We start from the raw sequence: 15,498 nt of genomic DNA, 5'->3' as shown, positions 1-15,498 counted from the left end.
GAGGTATCTTTTATATTAACTCTGTAGAACCTGTGCGATCGCCTGAGAAATCGGTAAGCCAGGAGTGCGTTCCAGCCAAAAAAACTCGCCAACTGGGTTGACTTCAAGGAATATATGACGACCATCTGGAGTTAAAATTATATCAATTGCTCCGTAGTTCAAACCAAATTCTGCCATGAGTTTGAGCAGCTTCTCTTCCACATCTTGGGGTAAAGTGTAAAGCTGCCAAGCGTCAAGGAAAGCAACTCCCTGTTTGCGCCAGTCGTAACGTGCTTTATCCAAAGCCTGGGAATCAACTGCGGCTGTAAACACATTTTTACCTACAATAATTGTCCGCAGTTCCAAAGCTTTTGGGATTTTCTCTTGAAACGTCATTGGGCAAAAACGCAATCCATCAAGATTGTCGAGATCCTCAGATGAAATTGGATTTGTAAACACAACTTTTTCTCGTCCTTGTTCGTCGTAGATGGCAAAGGAAGAGAGCATCTTAGTAATCATACCCTGTTCGCACTCTTGAGCGAATTGCTTTACTGCCTGTGGGTTATTAGTAGTTAAGGTGCGTGGAGTATCTAGACCTATTTTCCTTGCTACTTGTAATTGAAGCTGCTTATTTTCGGCTCGACGGATATTTGGCACGGAGTCGAGATGAAACCCCTGAATACAGGCAATCATCCCCTGAATAGTGACGCGAGATTCCTGAATGGAGGCTTGTCGCATTTGCTTATCCATCGTAGTGGGAATTTTTGATCCAATGGCAATCCGCCGATACCAAACTGCGGATACTTCACTCAAATCTAGCTTCTGGTCATCTGCTGAGAGAATTACTTGCTCAGTTGCACCGTAGTAAACATCTAGCTGCACTTCTGTAGGAAATCGGTCTGTATCAAAACGAAATGCTTTGCTTCCTTGAGCTTCAATTGCTTGAATAACCAGGGGAATACTTTCGTTGTCTTCGCTGTGGGTAATGATTAAAACAGTCATATTAACTGCCGAGTTTTAAATTTTTCCGGGGCAAAGTTATTACTAGGCACTTGTTGAGAGTAGTGCATCTGCGATCGCATCCGCAATCGGATATTCCAAATCTCTCTCCAACATTCCCCATTCTCCTGTAGGGTTAATTTCCAAAAAAACGTATTCCCCTGATGGTGTTTGGATGAAGTCAAACGCTCCAAAAACTAGCCCAAATTTTGCCATAAAGGCATGGAGACAACTGATTATTTCATCAGGTAATTCATCGGCTTGCCACACACAAGCCTCTTTTGTCGCACGTCGCCAGTCTTGGGTAGATGCTGAATAATCAGATGCGTTTAATGCTCCAACAAACAGCTTGCCATTTACATATACTACCCGTAGTTCTTGCTGTTTGGGGATTTGTTCTTGAAACACAACTGGACAATAGCGCAGTGTCTCTGCATCAACTAAATCTTCTTCTTTGACTGCGCTGGTGTACATAAAAAAAGAGGAGCCTTCCATACTGTAAGAAAGAGGTGTGAGGAGTTTAGCGACCATTTTTCCCTTTACTCGGTGGAAAAACTCTCGTGCTTCTTGAGGATTGTTGGTGACAAGAGTCTGAGGTATGACAAGACCAACTTCTGAAGCAACCCGCAGTTGGCGTAACTTGTTTTCAGCTGCATTAATCCGTTGTAAATCATCCACCCACCTAGCTTCTCTGAGACTATCCCAAAAGCCATCTAAAGCGGCCAATGATTCTCTAGTGCAGGCTGCTTGAAATTGCGGAGCCAATTCTTTACTCAACTCAGGTTGCCAAATACGCCGCATCCATACTGCTTGTACTTGCTCAGTATTGAAAGAGCGTAGACGCAAAGCGGCTTGTCCTAAGACATCGCCATATTCTAATTTATGATTGCTCCCAAAGTTACTAAAATTAGCCTGGAGTTGGACTGTCATTGGAAATTTATCGGTGTCTAGCCGAAATGGCTGTGCGCCTCGTCTTGATAGGGCTTGGGCAACTCTATCTATTGTGAAGTAATCACCACTGTGGCTAATTAATAAAACTACATTACGCTCATGGTGCATAAAACATTTTAATAAGTTCTTGTGTTTTGCTTACTGCAAACTATTAACAGGGGAAAACACTAAAAAAGCAAGCATACTAATCATGGGAAGCCAACCCCTAGATGGAGTTGGCAAAGCTAACAGTATTTTTGTTCTAGAAATAGTTTTCAAAGCCGCATCTCTGGTGTACTCAAAAATAGAAAGTACAGTTATCTTGTGGCCAAAGACTCATCGCCGTCTGAAGGGTACTTCAAAGTTACTACACGCCCATCTTTATGATCAGAAGGGCACTTCTGAGTAACAGCCTCATCGCTATCAGAAGGGTACTTCTTAGTTACTACACCGCCGTCTTCATTATCAGAAGGGTACTTCTGAGTAATAGCCTCATCGCTATCAGAAGGGTACTTCTGAGTTACGACTATGTTTCCGCCGCTAATTGCTTCTGATTGTTGATCAGAAAGGTCTTCACAGTTTTGCCCTTCTAGGAATCGGGCGAAGAATGGTACTGCTTGTGAATTCAAATCTTCTGGTTTCATTTCAGACACAATCTTTCTCCTATTAAAAGTGAATCTCAATTTATACTACATCTGAATCTGATGATATTACATAAATGTACGTATAGCAAGTATTAATTTTTTGTTAACTCAATATTTAGTTATGTAAAAATACGTATCTGAAGTTGAAATTATAATAATTTTTCTTAAGTAGTTTATTAATAATTGCTACTGAGTACTGGTTTCACTTATTTGATTTTTGAAATACACGTAGGGGAGCCAGTGCGTTGCCGATACAGTTCGGTTAAAAAAGGAGTCGCCGCAGGCGGGGGGATCTTATCCGAACCGTATTGAGTCTTTATAGTTATTTTGTCCAGACTTTACCAATTAGCGATCGCTAGGGATTGGAATGTTTTTCGGATCTACTATTGGCAGCTATATCCCGATATTATGGGGTGAAAGTTTGCTCTCGATTACCTCGATCCTATGGAGCGTTATTGAGGCATTGTGGGTATTTGGATCGAGTATCGCATCTCAAAATATTTAAGATTTATATGAGTCAGGTTGACTGGAGCTAGAAACCTGATAACAGCTTATTATTTACAGTTTCCACTAAGAATATTTAGCAGTTATCGTTTACATTAAATCCACTTTTGATACTTGTGGGATGGAGAAAAGTCTAATTTAAGGCTTCCTTAAATCCAAACCTGGGAGCATCTTGCCCTTACTAAAAAAGGCTTTCCGGGCCATCTACCCAGAAAAAATGTAGTGTATTCAATTAATAAATGCTATTCTTTGTCGATGTAGAAAAAATTACATTTTGCTAGATACTGACTATTTATATACACAGATTAAAAATATTACAATTATCCATAAGGGTGAAATTGGAATATAAAATTTCATCCTAAATTAAGTTTAAAAAAAGTATAGAAGCGATAATTTGTTGACTTTAAGGTGTTTAATAAAGTTATTAGCGAAAGTTTAGTAGAGGCAAAAACATGAAAGGTTTCAGGAAGTTATCCTCAATAGCGCTATTGCTATGTGCCTTTGTGTATCCGCCCTCATTAGCTGAAGCGAAGGATATTTCTCTAAGTGATGTTCGCAATGAACAGAGCGCTGCGCCAGAGGCTAACCTAGTTGGAGATAAAACCGGAGGGCTTTTAATTGCTCAACGGCGCTCAGGACGATACCAAATCATCCGACGACGGGAGATTATCCGACAACGGCAGCCATTCGGACGATACGAAAATATCCAACGACGGGAGCGTTTTGGACGATACGAAAATAACCGACGACGGGAGCATTTTGAACGATACGAAAATAACCGACGACGGGAGCGTTTTGAACGATACGAAAATAACCGACGACGGTATTAATGACTGCTGATGCAACTAAGTAAATTGTTAATGGTTAGTGGTTATTAGAATAACCACTAACCATTAAATAATAGACCTCTTGCAAAAGTCCCTCACACCCTACCCCCAACCCCTCCCCGCTCTTCGGGAGGAGAGCGTTTGCGTTAGCAAATGGGGGTGGGGTTCTTAATTTTTGATTTATGCAAGAGGTCTAATGGCTTGCTACTACCTCTCCTTCAAGGCGAACTAGTCGGTCTGCCAAAAGTTTCTCAAGGTCTTCTAATGCCTTGGTGAAACCTTTGATGCCTTCGTCTAGTTTGTCAGTTGCCATGCGGTCAGCGGCGTGCAATTTGTCATAGGTAGCTTTGTCAATGGATATCTTTTCAATTTCTAAATTTGCTACCTTAGCGGGGTCGAGTTTGCGTGGCAGTTCTCCAACAGTTGCGTGCAATTCCGCTAAAAGGGATGGCGAAATTGTCAACAAATCACAACCTGCTAGTTCGGTAATTTCACCAATGTTGCGGAAGCTAGCTCCCATAACTTCGGTTTTATAGCCGAATTTTTTATAGTAGTTGTAGATTTTGGTGACAGACAAAACTCCTGGGTCTTCGGCTGCTGGGTAGCTATCGCGTCCTGTATCTTTTTTGTGCCAGTCGAGAATCCGACCGACGAAGGGAGAAATTAAGGTGACACCAGCTTCTGCACAGGCGATCGCTTGGTGAAGACCAAACAACAAGGTAAGGTTACAGTGAATACCTTCTTTCTCCAGAATTTCCGCAGCGCGAATGCCTTCCCATGTGGTGGCAATTTTAATCAACACGCGATCGCGGCCAACTCCAGCAGCTTTATACTGGGCAATTAATTCCCGTGCCTTAGTCAGGGTAGCTTCGGTATCGTAGGACAGGCGAGCATCCACTTCCGTAGATACGCGACCGGGAATGATTTGCAAAATCTTTAATCCAAAGGCAACTGCCAAACGGTCAAAAGCTAGAGAAACTATCTGTGCTTGGTTGGCTCCGGCTCCGGCATCTTTCTTTGCCTGGAGTAAAGTATGATCAACAATTCCCTGATATCCTGACATTTGCGCCGCAGCAGTAATCAGAGAAGGATTGGTGGTGGCGTCTTGGGGTTTGAACTTTTCAATTGCTTGAATATCCCCTGTATCTGAGACCACAACAGTCATTTTCCGCAATTGTTCTAGTAAATTCTTAGACATAAAATACTCCGTGATGAATGTTACAGGATTTACTTAATTCCCCAGTTCTTTACACTCTTTACTCTTCCTTCAATTCTGATTCTGGCAATTTTTCTTAATCATTGCCCAAGTTTGTTTACTATCCACAGCCACAGCCCTATTCTAAGTGGGTTATGCCGAAATTGGCTGTCCAATGGAATGCACTTTGATTAAACTAGTTGTGCCTGATTTACCAATAGGGACACCAGAGGTAATCACTACTTTATCGCCCTTATTCGCTAGACCCATATCTACAACTGTGTTCACCACATTGGTAAACATCTCTTCGGCATTGTGGACTGGTGGGATCAGCAAAGCTTCCACACCCCAAGAAAGCGCTAGTTGGCGATAAGCGGTGATGTCAGAGGTGAGGGCAATAATCGGAGAAGTAGGCCGATATTTAGACACCATTCTCGCCGTACTTCCTGATGAAGTATTACAGAGAATTGCCCGTGAGCCTGTTTCATAGGCGATGCGACACACAGATTCTGCCACAGATTCGGTAACGCTGAGACTGCCTGCTTCATGACACCAGGCATGTCTGCTACCTTCATCTAGAGCCTGTTCTGTCCGCACGGCGATATTGTGCATCATCTGGACGGCGGCGATGGGATATTGGCCGACAGCGGTTTCACCAGAAAGCATTACTGCATCCGTACCATCTAAGATGGAGTTGGCAACATCGGTTGCCTCGGCGCGGGTGGGGTCAGGGGCGCTAATCATCGACTCTAGCATTTGCGTGGCTGTAATCACCGGCTTGCCAGCCCGATTGCAACGGCGAATAATATCTTTTTGAATCAGGGGTACTTCGTGAATTGGTACTTCCACCCCTAAATCGCCACGGGCAATCATAATCGCGTCGGCAACATTCAGAATAGAATCAAAGCTCTCTACTGCCTCTGCTCTTTCGATTTTGGCAATTAAGCGGATGGAAGCGCCAGCTGCTTCAATCATCCGCTTGGCAGGTTCTAAGTCTTGTGGCGATCGCACGAAGGACACTGCCACCCAGTCTACACCCAACTGAATCCCAAAGCGCAGATCCAGCAAGTCTTTTTCGGTGATTGAGCTGACAGGTAAAGGAGTTTGGGGCAGGTTTACTCCTTTGTGCGTAGAAATTAGCCCGCCAATTTTCACCTGGGCGCGAATGCGATCGGCATCGCGAGCGGTAACAATCAACTTAACGCGACCATCATTAATCAAAATCGGTTCACCTGGTCGCACCATTGCAAACAAAGTCGGCAGTGGTAGAGGTATTTCGTCAATACTCTCACCCTTTTCTTGCAAAACAAAGGTAACTTCACTACCAGCTTCCAGATTTAACCCTTCTGGTGGTAAAATTCCTAAGCGAATCTTCGGGCCACAGAGGTCTTGCATAATTGCGATCGGCTTTTGCTGCTCAGTACTAATTTGCCTAAGATAGTGAGCAGTTTGGGCGTGGAATTCATAAGCCCCGTGGGAGAAATTCAACCGTGCCACATTCATTCCAGCTTCTACTAAAGCTTGTAGCTTTTCAGGTGCAGATGAAGCCGGCCCAACAGTACAAATGATTTTGGTTCGACGCATAGGGATTGGGGGTTGAGGAATAACCTGCAAATTTGGATGCTTTGTGCGATCGCAAACCATCCAAATTTGCACGTGCTTCATATCACTGGTTTGCTAAGTAAAGATACTAAATTACGTTTTATTTTTGGAGTATTTACCATTTGACCCAAATCCCAAAAGTCAAGGGTCAAAAGTCAAAAGTTAATGACTAATGACCAATGACCAATGACAAATGACTAATGACCAATCAAACCACAACTGCTGTCGGTGCGAGTTTTTCCTTTTGTGACATAGACAACATCAGGTCAATCACACGATTCGAGTAGCCCCACTCGTTGTCATACCAAGCAATTACCTTGAAGAAGTTTGAGTTCAACTCAATCCCAGCACCTGCGTCGAAGATACTGGAATGAGTATCGCCTTGAAAATCTGTGGAAACTACTTCTTCATCTGTGTATCCTAAAATACCCGCTAGTGAACCTGCGGCAGCCTCCTTCATGGCAGCACAGATTTCCTTGTAACTGGTGGCTTTGGCAGTTTTGAAAGTTAAATCAACTACAGAGACATCGGGAGTCGGAACTCGTAATGCCATACCAGTTAACCTGCCCTTCAATTCTGGTAAAACCAGTGCCACGGCTTTAGCTGCGCCTGTGGAGGAGGGAATAATATTCTGGCTTGCACCTCGACCACCCCGCCAATCTTTCTTGCTGGGGCCGTCTACAGTTGGCTGAGTGGCAGTCATGGCATGGACTGTGGTCATCAACCCTTCAGTTAACCCAAAGTTGTCATTGATCACCTTAGCTATGGGAGCTAGACAGTTTGTTGTGCAGCTAGCATTGGAGACAATGATATCCTTGCTGGGGTCAAATAGGTGATGATTGACACCCATTAGCAGGGTAGGAACTCTATCTGGATCTTTGGTGGGAGCGGAAATTACCACTCGCTTTGCACCTGCCTTCAGGTGGTTTGCGGCTCCTTCATAGTCAGTGAAGAGTCCCGTAGATTCCACGACATAATCTGCACCTAATTTTCCCCAAGGTAACTCTGCTGGATTCCTCACCGACACACAAGGTATGAAGTGCCCATCAATGAGGATGCCATCTTCCTTGGCTTCAACCTTGAGCTTTAATTTCCCGTGGGTTGAGTCGTACTTTAATAGGTAAGCGAGGTTATCTGGTGGTACTAGGTCGTTAATCCCTACAAACTCGATATTGGGGTTCTCGATGCCAGCGCGAAGCACAAGTCGCCCGATTCGACCGAAGCCATTGATACCAACTTTCAATTTAGTCAAGATTAAACCTCCCGTTGTGGAAGTTGAACAAAAGGAGAAAGTTAAAAGTCAAAATAGATTGCCTTTTACTCTTTACTCTTTGATCCTGACAGTATCAGTCAGCTAAGGCATATTTGCTTGGCATCTTTTAAGGTTTGGGGCATTAGGCATTGGGCATTGGGCATGAGAAAATCCCCATTTAAACAGTTTGATAGATTGTTATACCGATTCTCTGCCAACTTGCACTTAATAATTAATTCCTCAACTGGTCTCTTACTTTGCGTACTTTGCAGTAGCCTGCGGCAAGCCGCTCCGCGTCTACGTTTAATAAATATTAAGTCCATTTTCATGGAGAATTTGTATTAGATCGCCCAGACTGTTCAACTAATTTGCCCTTGCAGTCCACGATTCGTTAGGAGGTAAACAGCAAAAGTTCCTAGCCAGTGACTAGCTGCATAATGTTCACTTACAACATTTGCTAGTCCATGCTGACGATGGTGAAGGGCAGCAGAGCGAAGTGTTTCTATGCGGCGATCGCTATTTGCCAATCCAGAGATGATACCATCAAGCATCCAAGCGCGACTGAGATTAAGACCGTAAAAGTGGGCTTGCATATAATCTTGAGGATTATCTACTCTGGCTGGTTCTAACCAATTTGCTGAATTCTCAATGGGTATTTGGGGAAGAAAATCGGTCAGCCAGTCAGTGAAAGCTGTTTGTGGTAGGATTCGCCGCATCAAGTCTGCTTCAGCAAGTCCAGGAGAGAGAAAATCGTAGCCAAGTGGCTCAAATTGTAAGGAATAATTGCGATCGCTAAAATAGAATTGCCGTGCTTTGTTCTCCACTAACTGAGTGAAGTCAGTATTTTCGGTAATCTTTGCCCAATCTAGCATTAAACCAAGTGCAAAAGCTGTTTGGCTATGCATCCCTGTGCGATTGGGGAGTTTTAGTCGGTCAATCCAACGGTGTAAGTTACCTGCAATTAACTTTTCTAGCGGTTCCAATACAACCCGCCATTCTTTGGCTTGAGGATGATTCCACTCGTGAAGTTCCGCAGCGAGTTGCAGAAGCCATGCCACACCATAAGGAAATTCATAAAAGGGCAACCTTTGGAAATGGGCAATCTCTCCTTGAATCTTCTCAGGTGTTAGGCTTTGCTCAAGTGCTTGCTTTGAGGCTGCATTGAAAGAGGCTTCAGGAAAGTGACGCAGCAGACGTACTAGTAACCAGTGACCATGTACGGCTGAATGCCAATCTAAGCAGCCATAAAAAACCGGAGTCAATTTACGCGGTGGTTTTATATCCTCGTCGCTATCAGCCCAATACAGATTACTGTTGGGATACTCCCGCTCAATACAATCCAGCACTAATTGAGTAAATTGTGCTGCGATCGTTTCATTAATCTCTAAATTATCGGGTGGCATGGTTATATTATGTCCGCATAATTAGTTACAAGGGATGCATTCACATTGCAGGGGGACGCATTGGCATTGCATCGGGATGCATTCACATTGCAGGGGGACGCATTGGCATTGCATCGGGATGCATTCACATTGCAGGGGGACGCATTGGCATTGCATCGGGATGCATTGGCATTGCAAGGTCTTGAAGCGATGTCTACGACGGGCTACGCCTACGCCTAATTCATATTTTGATTCAGCAACACCAAAGGGCGTGGGTGATTTTCTTGTAAGAATGTCCTTGTCTGATAAACTCAAAAAATATCTTAACTAGTATGTTAAGCCCTGCTGCATGTCCTTCACCACACCTCTTATGCCAGATAAATCTGCACCAGAAATTGAACTGATACGCGCGGCATACGCTGCCTTCAACGCGCGAGATATTGATGCCGCCCTCGCCACAACGACTCCTGACGTGGCTTGGCCGAAAGCGTTTGAAGGCGGTTATGTCGATGGACATCAAGCAGTCCGCGCTTACTGGACGAGGCAATGGTCTGGCATCAATCCGCACGTTGAGCCGATTTCCTTTCACCGAGAGGATTCCGGGCGTATTTTAGTCGATGTGCATCAGGTCGTGCGCGACCTAGCTGGAACAGTTCTTTCCGATCAGCACGTTGGTCATCGTTATACCATTGAGCATGGCTTGATTCAAAACATGGAAATCTGTCCACCTCCATTGTCCGGCCACTGAGCCTAACAAGGCGCTGCAACGAACGGCGGGGTAGTGTCTGATGCAGCGTATTGTGATCTGAGTTATTATTTGAAGCTTCCTAACACTTCCATCACTTCTGCTTCAGGTTTTACCCTAGCTTCTGCTTCCAGAAATCCAGCTACTTGAGCCTCAATTTCATCCCGGACAATCTGGCGATACTCCAAGAAATGCTCAATTTGGGCACAAACAGCTAAGTAGCTACTCACCCCCCCCGGATTATGCTGATACATGTTCCACAAGTTGGGCCAGAATTGCCAGCGCGTTTGACGAAGTACACCCTGCCGCCAGCAAATCACCAGCAACGCCCGGAGTACTTTCCAGTTCAATGGTTTCTTAGCAGCTTTGCCCTTTTTCGGATAGGTTGCTTCGCCCAAAATTCGGAAGTGTTTGTATGTACGCTCCAAAAACCGCTCTGGCTCATACAAATCACAGAATGCCTGCACATATTCACGAGCGATGTCTTCTAACGGTCGAGTTGGGACAAAATTCATCAACGTGGTTTGGTTGATGTTGGCCGATTTATTGCGGAGTCGTCCTTCCTTTTCTAATCTATGCCAGAGGGCTGTATCTGGAAGGGCTTGCAGCATACTAAATAAGGCCGTGGGAATTGCTGTTTGCTCGACAAACTTGACAATTCGTGCGCCGGCTCCTACTTTCTCGCCATCAAACCCAATGATAAAGCCTGCCATGACTCGCAACCCTGAACGGGTAATCTTATGCACCGCTTCACTGAGTGAGTCTCGCGTATTCTGGTATTTCTGAGTGAAAGTGAGACTTTCTTCGTCGGGGGTTTCAATTCCCAGGAAAACCGCTCCAAAATTACACGCCACCATCAAATCCATCAGTTCTTGATCTTGGGCTAAATCAACTGAAGCCTCTGTGGCAAAAGAAAAGGGATAGTTATGTTCCACCATCCAGGGTAGAAGAGACTTCAAAAATAATTTGACATTCCGCTTATTACCAATGAAATTGTCATCCACCATAAAAATACTGCGCCGCCAACCCAGTTTGTAGAGATAATCAAGTTCTGCTAACAGTTGTTCTGGGTTCTTGGTGCGGGGTTTGCGACCGTATAGCACAATAATGTCGCAGAATTCACACTGGAAGGGACATCCACGCGAAAATTGTACCGACATCTCTGCATAAGCTTCAAATTCTAGCAAGTCAAAGCGAGGAATCGGAGTGTTGGTAACATCTGGTTTTTCACCGCCAGAGCGAAAGATACCTGTGCGATCGCCCTGTGCGATCGCTGCTACAAATAAGGGTAGGGTGATTTCCCCTTCGTCTAATATCAAGTAATCTGCACCGACGGATGTCATTTCATTCGGTAGCGCTGTCGGGAACGGCCCACCCACAGCGACTCGCTTACCTCTCTGCTTTGCTTCTAATATCTGAGAGAGCAAATCCTCTTTTTGCACAATCATCGCCGACATAATAACCAAATCTGCCCAAGCCCATTCTGCTTCTGTACAGACGCGAACATTTCGATCTACTAGCTTATACTGCCATTCTTGGGGTAGAATTGCGGCTACAGTTACCAAGCCTAAAGGCGGTAGCATTGCTTTCCGGTCTAATAAAGCCAGTGTTTTTTCAAAAGACCAAAAACTTTTTGGAAAACGGGGATATACAAGTAAAACGTTCATATTTGATGCTTATAACCCTTGATGTTTGCTGCTGCTTGAGTTCATGTCAAACTAAACCAGTCTGACAACAGATTAGATGAGCTTCTGTATACAGTAGCTATAAGCTCTACTATGACTTATTTAGACAAAGCAATATTTTGTGAGGGCAATTATTATTGTTTTCAGACCAGAGAGAACTCAAAATTGCTCAATGAATGTGAGGAGTGCGATCGCAATTTCCATAATTCCTCAAACATGTATCGGTAAAGGATTTAGCCGGAAATACCAGAACTTGTGGGAGGATTCTAAATCTGTTCTTTTTATGACTTGGCAAATTGGCAACTCTGAGAAAATTAACTATGTTATTTTCAACACTATACAAGGTGTATTTGCACTTTCAAGCTATTTAGACGGGCTGCAACCCGTCTTTATTTATCGCCAGACGCCTTTTAAATCCCGTAAATCTCGTTTCCAGGTTCTACCTGGAAATACATTTCAAAACGGCTCTGCCCCGAAGTTGGGAGGCAAAGCCTTTCTATGGGCATTCCCAACCAGAGACTGGGAACGAGTTAAGAAATTAAAGTTCCCCACCCTCAACTTTAGTAGGGTGGGGATGGGCACTCGCCTATGAGTACAGAAGCTCAGACAACAGAGGCAGGCAAGTCTGAGTAGTTCACTTTATTACTCCTGAAAGTGGGTGCAGTATTGTTAAATGAAAACTATGCCTAGTTTCAGCTTTTAGATACCGTTCTTGCAAGGGTTGCCATTGCTGCCACGACTGGTAACGATTTTCAGTTAACAAGTTAGCAAGGGTGGGCATCTGGGTCTGAATTTCTGACTTGAAGACATCTGTAAGCCAGTCAGTTAAGACCGCACTATCTTGCATCGTACCCAAAATTTCTTGGATACTTTTTACTTCTGTAAGATAAGCTGCGTAAGACTCGCCATATAAGTCAGTAAATAACTCCATCTGGTAGCGTATACGTTTAGCTTCTTTTCGCAAACTATGAATAATTTCACCTTCTGTTGTCAATTGTTTTTCTATCTTTTCTGGTTTCCAGTTTTTCTGGATTTTCACTTCTGATTCCACAAATTGGGTGCCAACTAGCCAACCCGGATGCAGTAAAAAGCTACTCACTTCTGGCAAAAGTAAATCTGGTAGCACCTGCTGAATAGTAATAGATGCCAAAGGTTGATAACTGGGTTTCTCTAACCATTTCTCTAATGCATCTTTTAGAGACTTGTAAGATTCATCCTTTAATGTTTTCTGTACATTCGATAGTACATCTTCACGTTGTTCCGCCAAAGCTGTGAAAACTGTTTGCAGAGATTCCTGCTCTTTGCGGGGTAAGTTTGGTTTGTAATTATTTTCCAAACTTTCTTTGAGTACGTCTAAATCTCTGAGACTACCAAGACGACGGGCTATTTTACCGATATTTTTATCGCTGACTGGTTTCGGCACATCCACCGCTAGCCCAAACCGAGTTACCGCTGTCCGTAGGCGACGCATTCCCACTCGCATTTGGTGCAGCGCTTCTGGATCTTCATCTTTCTTTACTGATTTTTCCCACTTCAAGGTTTTCTTAAAGTGTTTTTCAATCGCTTGGTAGGCATAGTCCCCTAGAGTTTTTACTGTGGGTTGTGTGGCTAATTTCATAATTGTTCTTAATGACTACCTCATGAGGTTATTGCATAATAACATTAGTTAAAAATTTGCATCTACTACTTTTGATATTTTTTTATTTAATGAAAGTTGCAAAACATTATTATGACTATTGATAGTTGCATACTATTCTATAAATATGCAATATCTATCAAAGGTCTAAATAGCAGATTACCCCTGGCGATTTGATATAAACTATAGTTTATAGATAATTTTTTAGGGGTATTTAACTTTATATTAAAATGGCATGATTAACATTTTTGTAAATATTAACATGATTTAGAATGCCAAACTCACATTTGCTCAATCAAGTTTCTTTGACTTTTGTAGATAATTTTAAAGAACATAGAGAAGACTTATCAGCAGTGTTGCTAACACATCAGAAATGAAGAGTGGTGAGTTCCGAGTGCTGAGTGCTGAGTTAAAAGACCACCCACAAGGGGCCTTGCTCGTACCAAGTACATAAGTGCTGAGTAGTTTTTTACTTGACTCAACTCAGCACTCAGCACTCAGGACTGAGTGTTGTCAATTTTGGATTTTGGATTTTGGATTTTGGATTGTTAAAGGTTAGTGGAGATTGCTTGTACGGGACAACTGGGGATACACTGCTCACAGACGATACAGCGCGATCGCGTGAATGTCAACTTGTATGTCTCTGGGTGGAGGGTGAGGGCTTCGGTAGGACAAACCCCAGTACACAAACCACAGTGGACACACACATCCTCGTCGATCGCAATTTCGCCTAATGTATAAGAAACGTTAACATGGCGCGATCGCATCCACTCGATCGCTGCATCTAACTGATCGATATCTCCCGCTAGTTCCACTACCAGTTTGCCAATTTGATTTGGGGCAACTTGGGCGCGGATAATATTGGCGGCGACGTTGAACTCTTTGGCCAGTACATAAGTGACTGGCATTTGCACGGCACGTTTCGGGAAGGTGAGTGTTACTCGTTTTTTCACAGGTTTAGCAGAAGGTTTTTTCTGTTGTAGCGCACTGGGAGTTTTATGACTCCAAAGATCATTACTTAGTTAGAGAATGCAATGCAGTGTCGTAGGGTAGCACAGCTAGCGGTGCTACCCTACTCTATAGTTTAATTACCTAAAAAACTTTTTAGTTTACTGAGATTAAAACACCAGCAGTGGTTAGTAAGTAAAAACTAATCAATTGTGAACATTACATTGCATTTCGTTGCACTCGCAATTATATATTATAAGGAATTTACCGGACATGATTAGGACTTACGCAGAAGAGATCCCCCAACCCCCTTAAAAAGTTGGCTCTTTCAGATCCCCCCCTTTTTAAGGGGGTTAGGGGGGATCGAGGTTTCAGGTTGCAGTGCGTAAGTCTTAATGATATAAAACACGTATAAATCTTAGATTAACGCAAACCTAAAATTTCGGAAATCGCCGCTACAATATCCAGATAGAAGTTGCCTTTCACTGCCCGAAACAATTCAAATTTAGAGTCAGGGGCACCAAAAAACGGTCTGAGAAACCATCCCAACTGCATACCAACAAAGGCATAAAGCAATAACCAGGATCTTAAAATAGTGGTGCGGGTTTTTTTGCCAACTTCATCTTGTTGAGAAAGTAATTGCATTCCTTCATAAAGGAATTTAACGCCAAAGATGCCTGTAATGCCAAAAATTAACACATTCAATAGTTTAAAAAATTGATAAGAATCGGGTGTAGTGATCAGAAAAAATAACGTAACTGGTGCCAAGCTGAATAAAAGCACACTAATCACCGATACAGATGTGAGCAACACAACGAAATGCTGTTGAATACTACTCCGGGAACCAAACAAAACATTAAAAAAGAATAAAGTCGGGAAACAAATAATCAGTGTTAATAAATAAAATGCCGGAAGTTTAATAGCACCAGATAATGCCTGTGCCCAACTGTTAGATGCACCGATAATTGCGCCATAGATGGCAAAGAAAATGGAACTAGTTACGAACAAAGAACTGATTTTATTTTGTAATCGGACTCCCTGACGAATTTCTTCTAAGAATGCCTGGCGATCGCGGAGTAAATTAACCAAAACTCCAAATTGTTGAATCCCGTGATTTTGTTTTTTAAGCATAATTTTATCTGTTGTATTTTTTGTTAAATTACTAATGAC

At 43.2% G+C, this 15,498-nt stretch carries 15 protein-coding genes; 4 read left to right on the top strand and 11 right to left on the bottom strand.

What is annotated here, in order from left to right; genetic code table 11:
- Window positions 1-15: 15 nt before the first annotated feature.
- The 3 genes from V7K30_RS12500 to V7K30_RS12490 all read right to left on the bottom strand — a co-directional run bounded on the left by V7K30_RS12500 (window position 16) and on the right by V7K30_RS12490 (window position 2,552).
- Entirely contained in the window at window positions 16-981 is a 966-nt protein-coding gene (locus V7K30_RS12500) for an MvdD family ATP-grasp ribosomal peptide maturase (RefSeq protein ID WP_334999512.1), read from the bottom strand.
- Window positions 982-1,023: 42 nt separating this feature from the next.
- Complete coding sequence (locus tag V7K30_RS12495; protein WP_334999510.1) at window positions 1,024-2,037, bottom strand: MvdC family ATP-grasp ribosomal peptide maturase; 1,014 nt, start codon at window positions 2,035-2,037, stop codon at window positions 1,024-1,026.
- Between the two features lie 188 nt (window positions 2,038-2,225).
- Window positions 2,226-2,552, bottom strand: a complete 327-nt coding sequence (locus V7K30_RS12490) for a microviridin/marinostatin family tricyclic proteinase inhibitor (protein ID WP_334999756.1) — start codon at window positions 2,550-2,552, stop codon at window positions 2,226-2,228.
- Between the two features lie 956 nt (window positions 2,553-3,508).
- Here V7K30_RS12490 and V7K30_RS12485 point away from each other — a divergent pair.
- The gene (locus V7K30_RS12485; RefSeq protein WP_334999509.1) at window positions 3,509-3,886 is read left to right on the top strand and encodes a hypothetical protein; all 378 of its coding nucleotides are present in this window, start codon (window positions 3,509-3,511) and stop codon (window positions 3,884-3,886) included.
- A gap of 190 nt (window positions 3,887-4,076) precedes the next feature.
- Here V7K30_RS12485 and V7K30_RS12480 read toward each other — a convergent pair whose 3' ends face one another.
- The 4 genes from V7K30_RS12480 to V7K30_RS12465 all read right to left on the bottom strand — a co-directional run bounded on the left by V7K30_RS12480 (window position 4,077) and on the right by V7K30_RS12465 (window position 9,335).
- The gene (locus tag V7K30_RS12480; RefSeq protein WP_334999508.1) at window positions 4,077-5,081 is read right to left on the bottom strand and encodes a transaldolase; all 1,005 of its coding nucleotides are present in this window, start codon (window positions 5,079-5,081) and stop codon (window positions 4,077-4,079) included.
- A gap of 150 nt (window positions 5,082-5,231) precedes the next feature.
- Window positions 5,232-6,662 (bottom strand): pyruvate kinase, encoded by a 1,431-nt coding sequence (gene pyk / locus V7K30_RS12475; protein ID WP_334999754.1) that lies wholly within the window; start codon window positions 6,660-6,662, stop codon window positions 5,232-5,234.
- Window positions 6,663-6,888: 226 nt separating this feature from the next.
- Window positions 6,889-7,932, bottom strand: coding sequence for a type I glyceraldehyde-3-phosphate dehydrogenase (gene gap / locus V7K30_RS12470; protein ID WP_334999506.1), 1,044 nt, complete (start codon window positions 7,930-7,932; stop codon window positions 6,889-6,891).
- 359 nt (window positions 7,933-8,291) lie between these two features.
- Window positions 8,292-9,335 carry a DUF2891 domain-containing protein gene (locus tag V7K30_RS12465; RefSeq protein WP_334999504.1) on the bottom strand — a complete coding sequence of 348 codons (1,044 nt, stop codon included), beginning with the start codon at window positions 9,333-9,335 and terminating at the stop codon, window positions 8,292-8,294.
- Window positions 9,336-9,380: 45 nt separating this feature from the next.
- Here V7K30_RS12465 and V7K30_RS12460 point away from each other — a divergent pair, with 45 nt between their 5' ends.
- Together V7K30_RS12460 and V7K30_RS12455 are read left to right on the top strand one after the other, a co-directional pair.
- Window positions 9,381-9,554, top strand: coding sequence for a hypothetical protein (locus V7K30_RS12460; protein ID WP_334999502.1), 174 nt, complete (start codon window positions 9,381-9,383; stop codon window positions 9,552-9,554).
- A 130-nt stretch (window positions 9,555-9,684) separates the two neighbouring features.
- The gene (locus tag V7K30_RS12455; protein WP_334999500.1) at window positions 9,685-10,062 is read left to right on the top strand and encodes a nuclear transport factor 2 family protein; all 378 of its coding nucleotides are present in this window, start codon (window positions 9,685-9,687) and stop codon (window positions 10,060-10,062) included.
- Window positions 10,063-10,127: 65 nt separating this feature from the next.
- On the opposite strand, the gene V7K30_RS12450 is transcribed toward V7K30_RS12455, so the two are convergent.
- The gene (locus V7K30_RS12450; RefSeq protein WP_334999498.1) at window positions 10,128-11,726 is read right to left on the bottom strand and encodes a B12-binding domain-containing radical SAM protein; all 1,599 of its coding nucleotides are present in this window, start codon (window positions 11,724-11,726) and stop codon (window positions 10,128-10,130) included.
- A gap of 190 nt (window positions 11,727-11,916) precedes the next feature.
- Here V7K30_RS12450 and V7K30_RS12445 point away from each other — a divergent pair, with 190 nt between their 5' ends.
- The gene (locus V7K30_RS12445; protein WP_334999496.1) at window positions 11,917-12,336 is read left to right on the top strand and encodes a hypothetical protein; all 420 of its coding nucleotides are present in this window, start codon (window positions 11,917-11,919) and stop codon (window positions 12,334-12,336) included.
- 42 nt (window positions 12,337-12,378) lie between these two features.
- Here the strand turns inward: V7K30_RS12445 and V7K30_RS12440 are convergent, their stop codons facing one another.
- The 3 genes from V7K30_RS12440 to V7K30_RS12430 all read right to left on the bottom strand — a co-directional run bounded on the left by V7K30_RS12440 (window position 12,379) and on the right by V7K30_RS12430 (window position 15,459).
- Window positions 12,379-13,362, bottom strand: coding sequence for a CHAD domain-containing protein (locus V7K30_RS12440; protein WP_334999494.1), 984 nt, complete (start codon window positions 13,360-13,362; stop codon window positions 12,379-12,381).
- 566 nt (window positions 13,363-13,928) lie between these two features.
- A complete protein-coding gene (locus V7K30_RS12435) occupies window positions 13,929-14,333 on the bottom strand; it encodes an NIL domain-containing protein (RefSeq protein ID WP_069068529.1) in 405 nt (134 codons plus the stop codon).
- 418 nt (window positions 14,334-14,751) lie between these two features.
- On the bottom strand, window positions 14,752-15,459 hold the full coding sequence (locus V7K30_RS12430) for an actin-binding WH2 domain-containing protein (protein ID WP_334999491.1): 708 nt from the start codon (window positions 15,457-15,459) through the stop codon (window positions 14,752-14,754).
- Between the last annotated feature and the right edge of the window lie 39 nt (window positions 15,460-15,498).

Origin of the sequence: Nostoc sp., from assembly GCF_036917655.1 — a bacterium.
Classification (GTDB): domain Bacteria; phylum Cyanobacteriota; class Cyanobacteriia; order Cyanobacteriales; family Nostocaceae; genus Nostoc.
The sequence above is the reverse complement of the archived record's forward strand: the minus strand, read 5'-3'. Positions and strand labels throughout refer to the sequence as shown.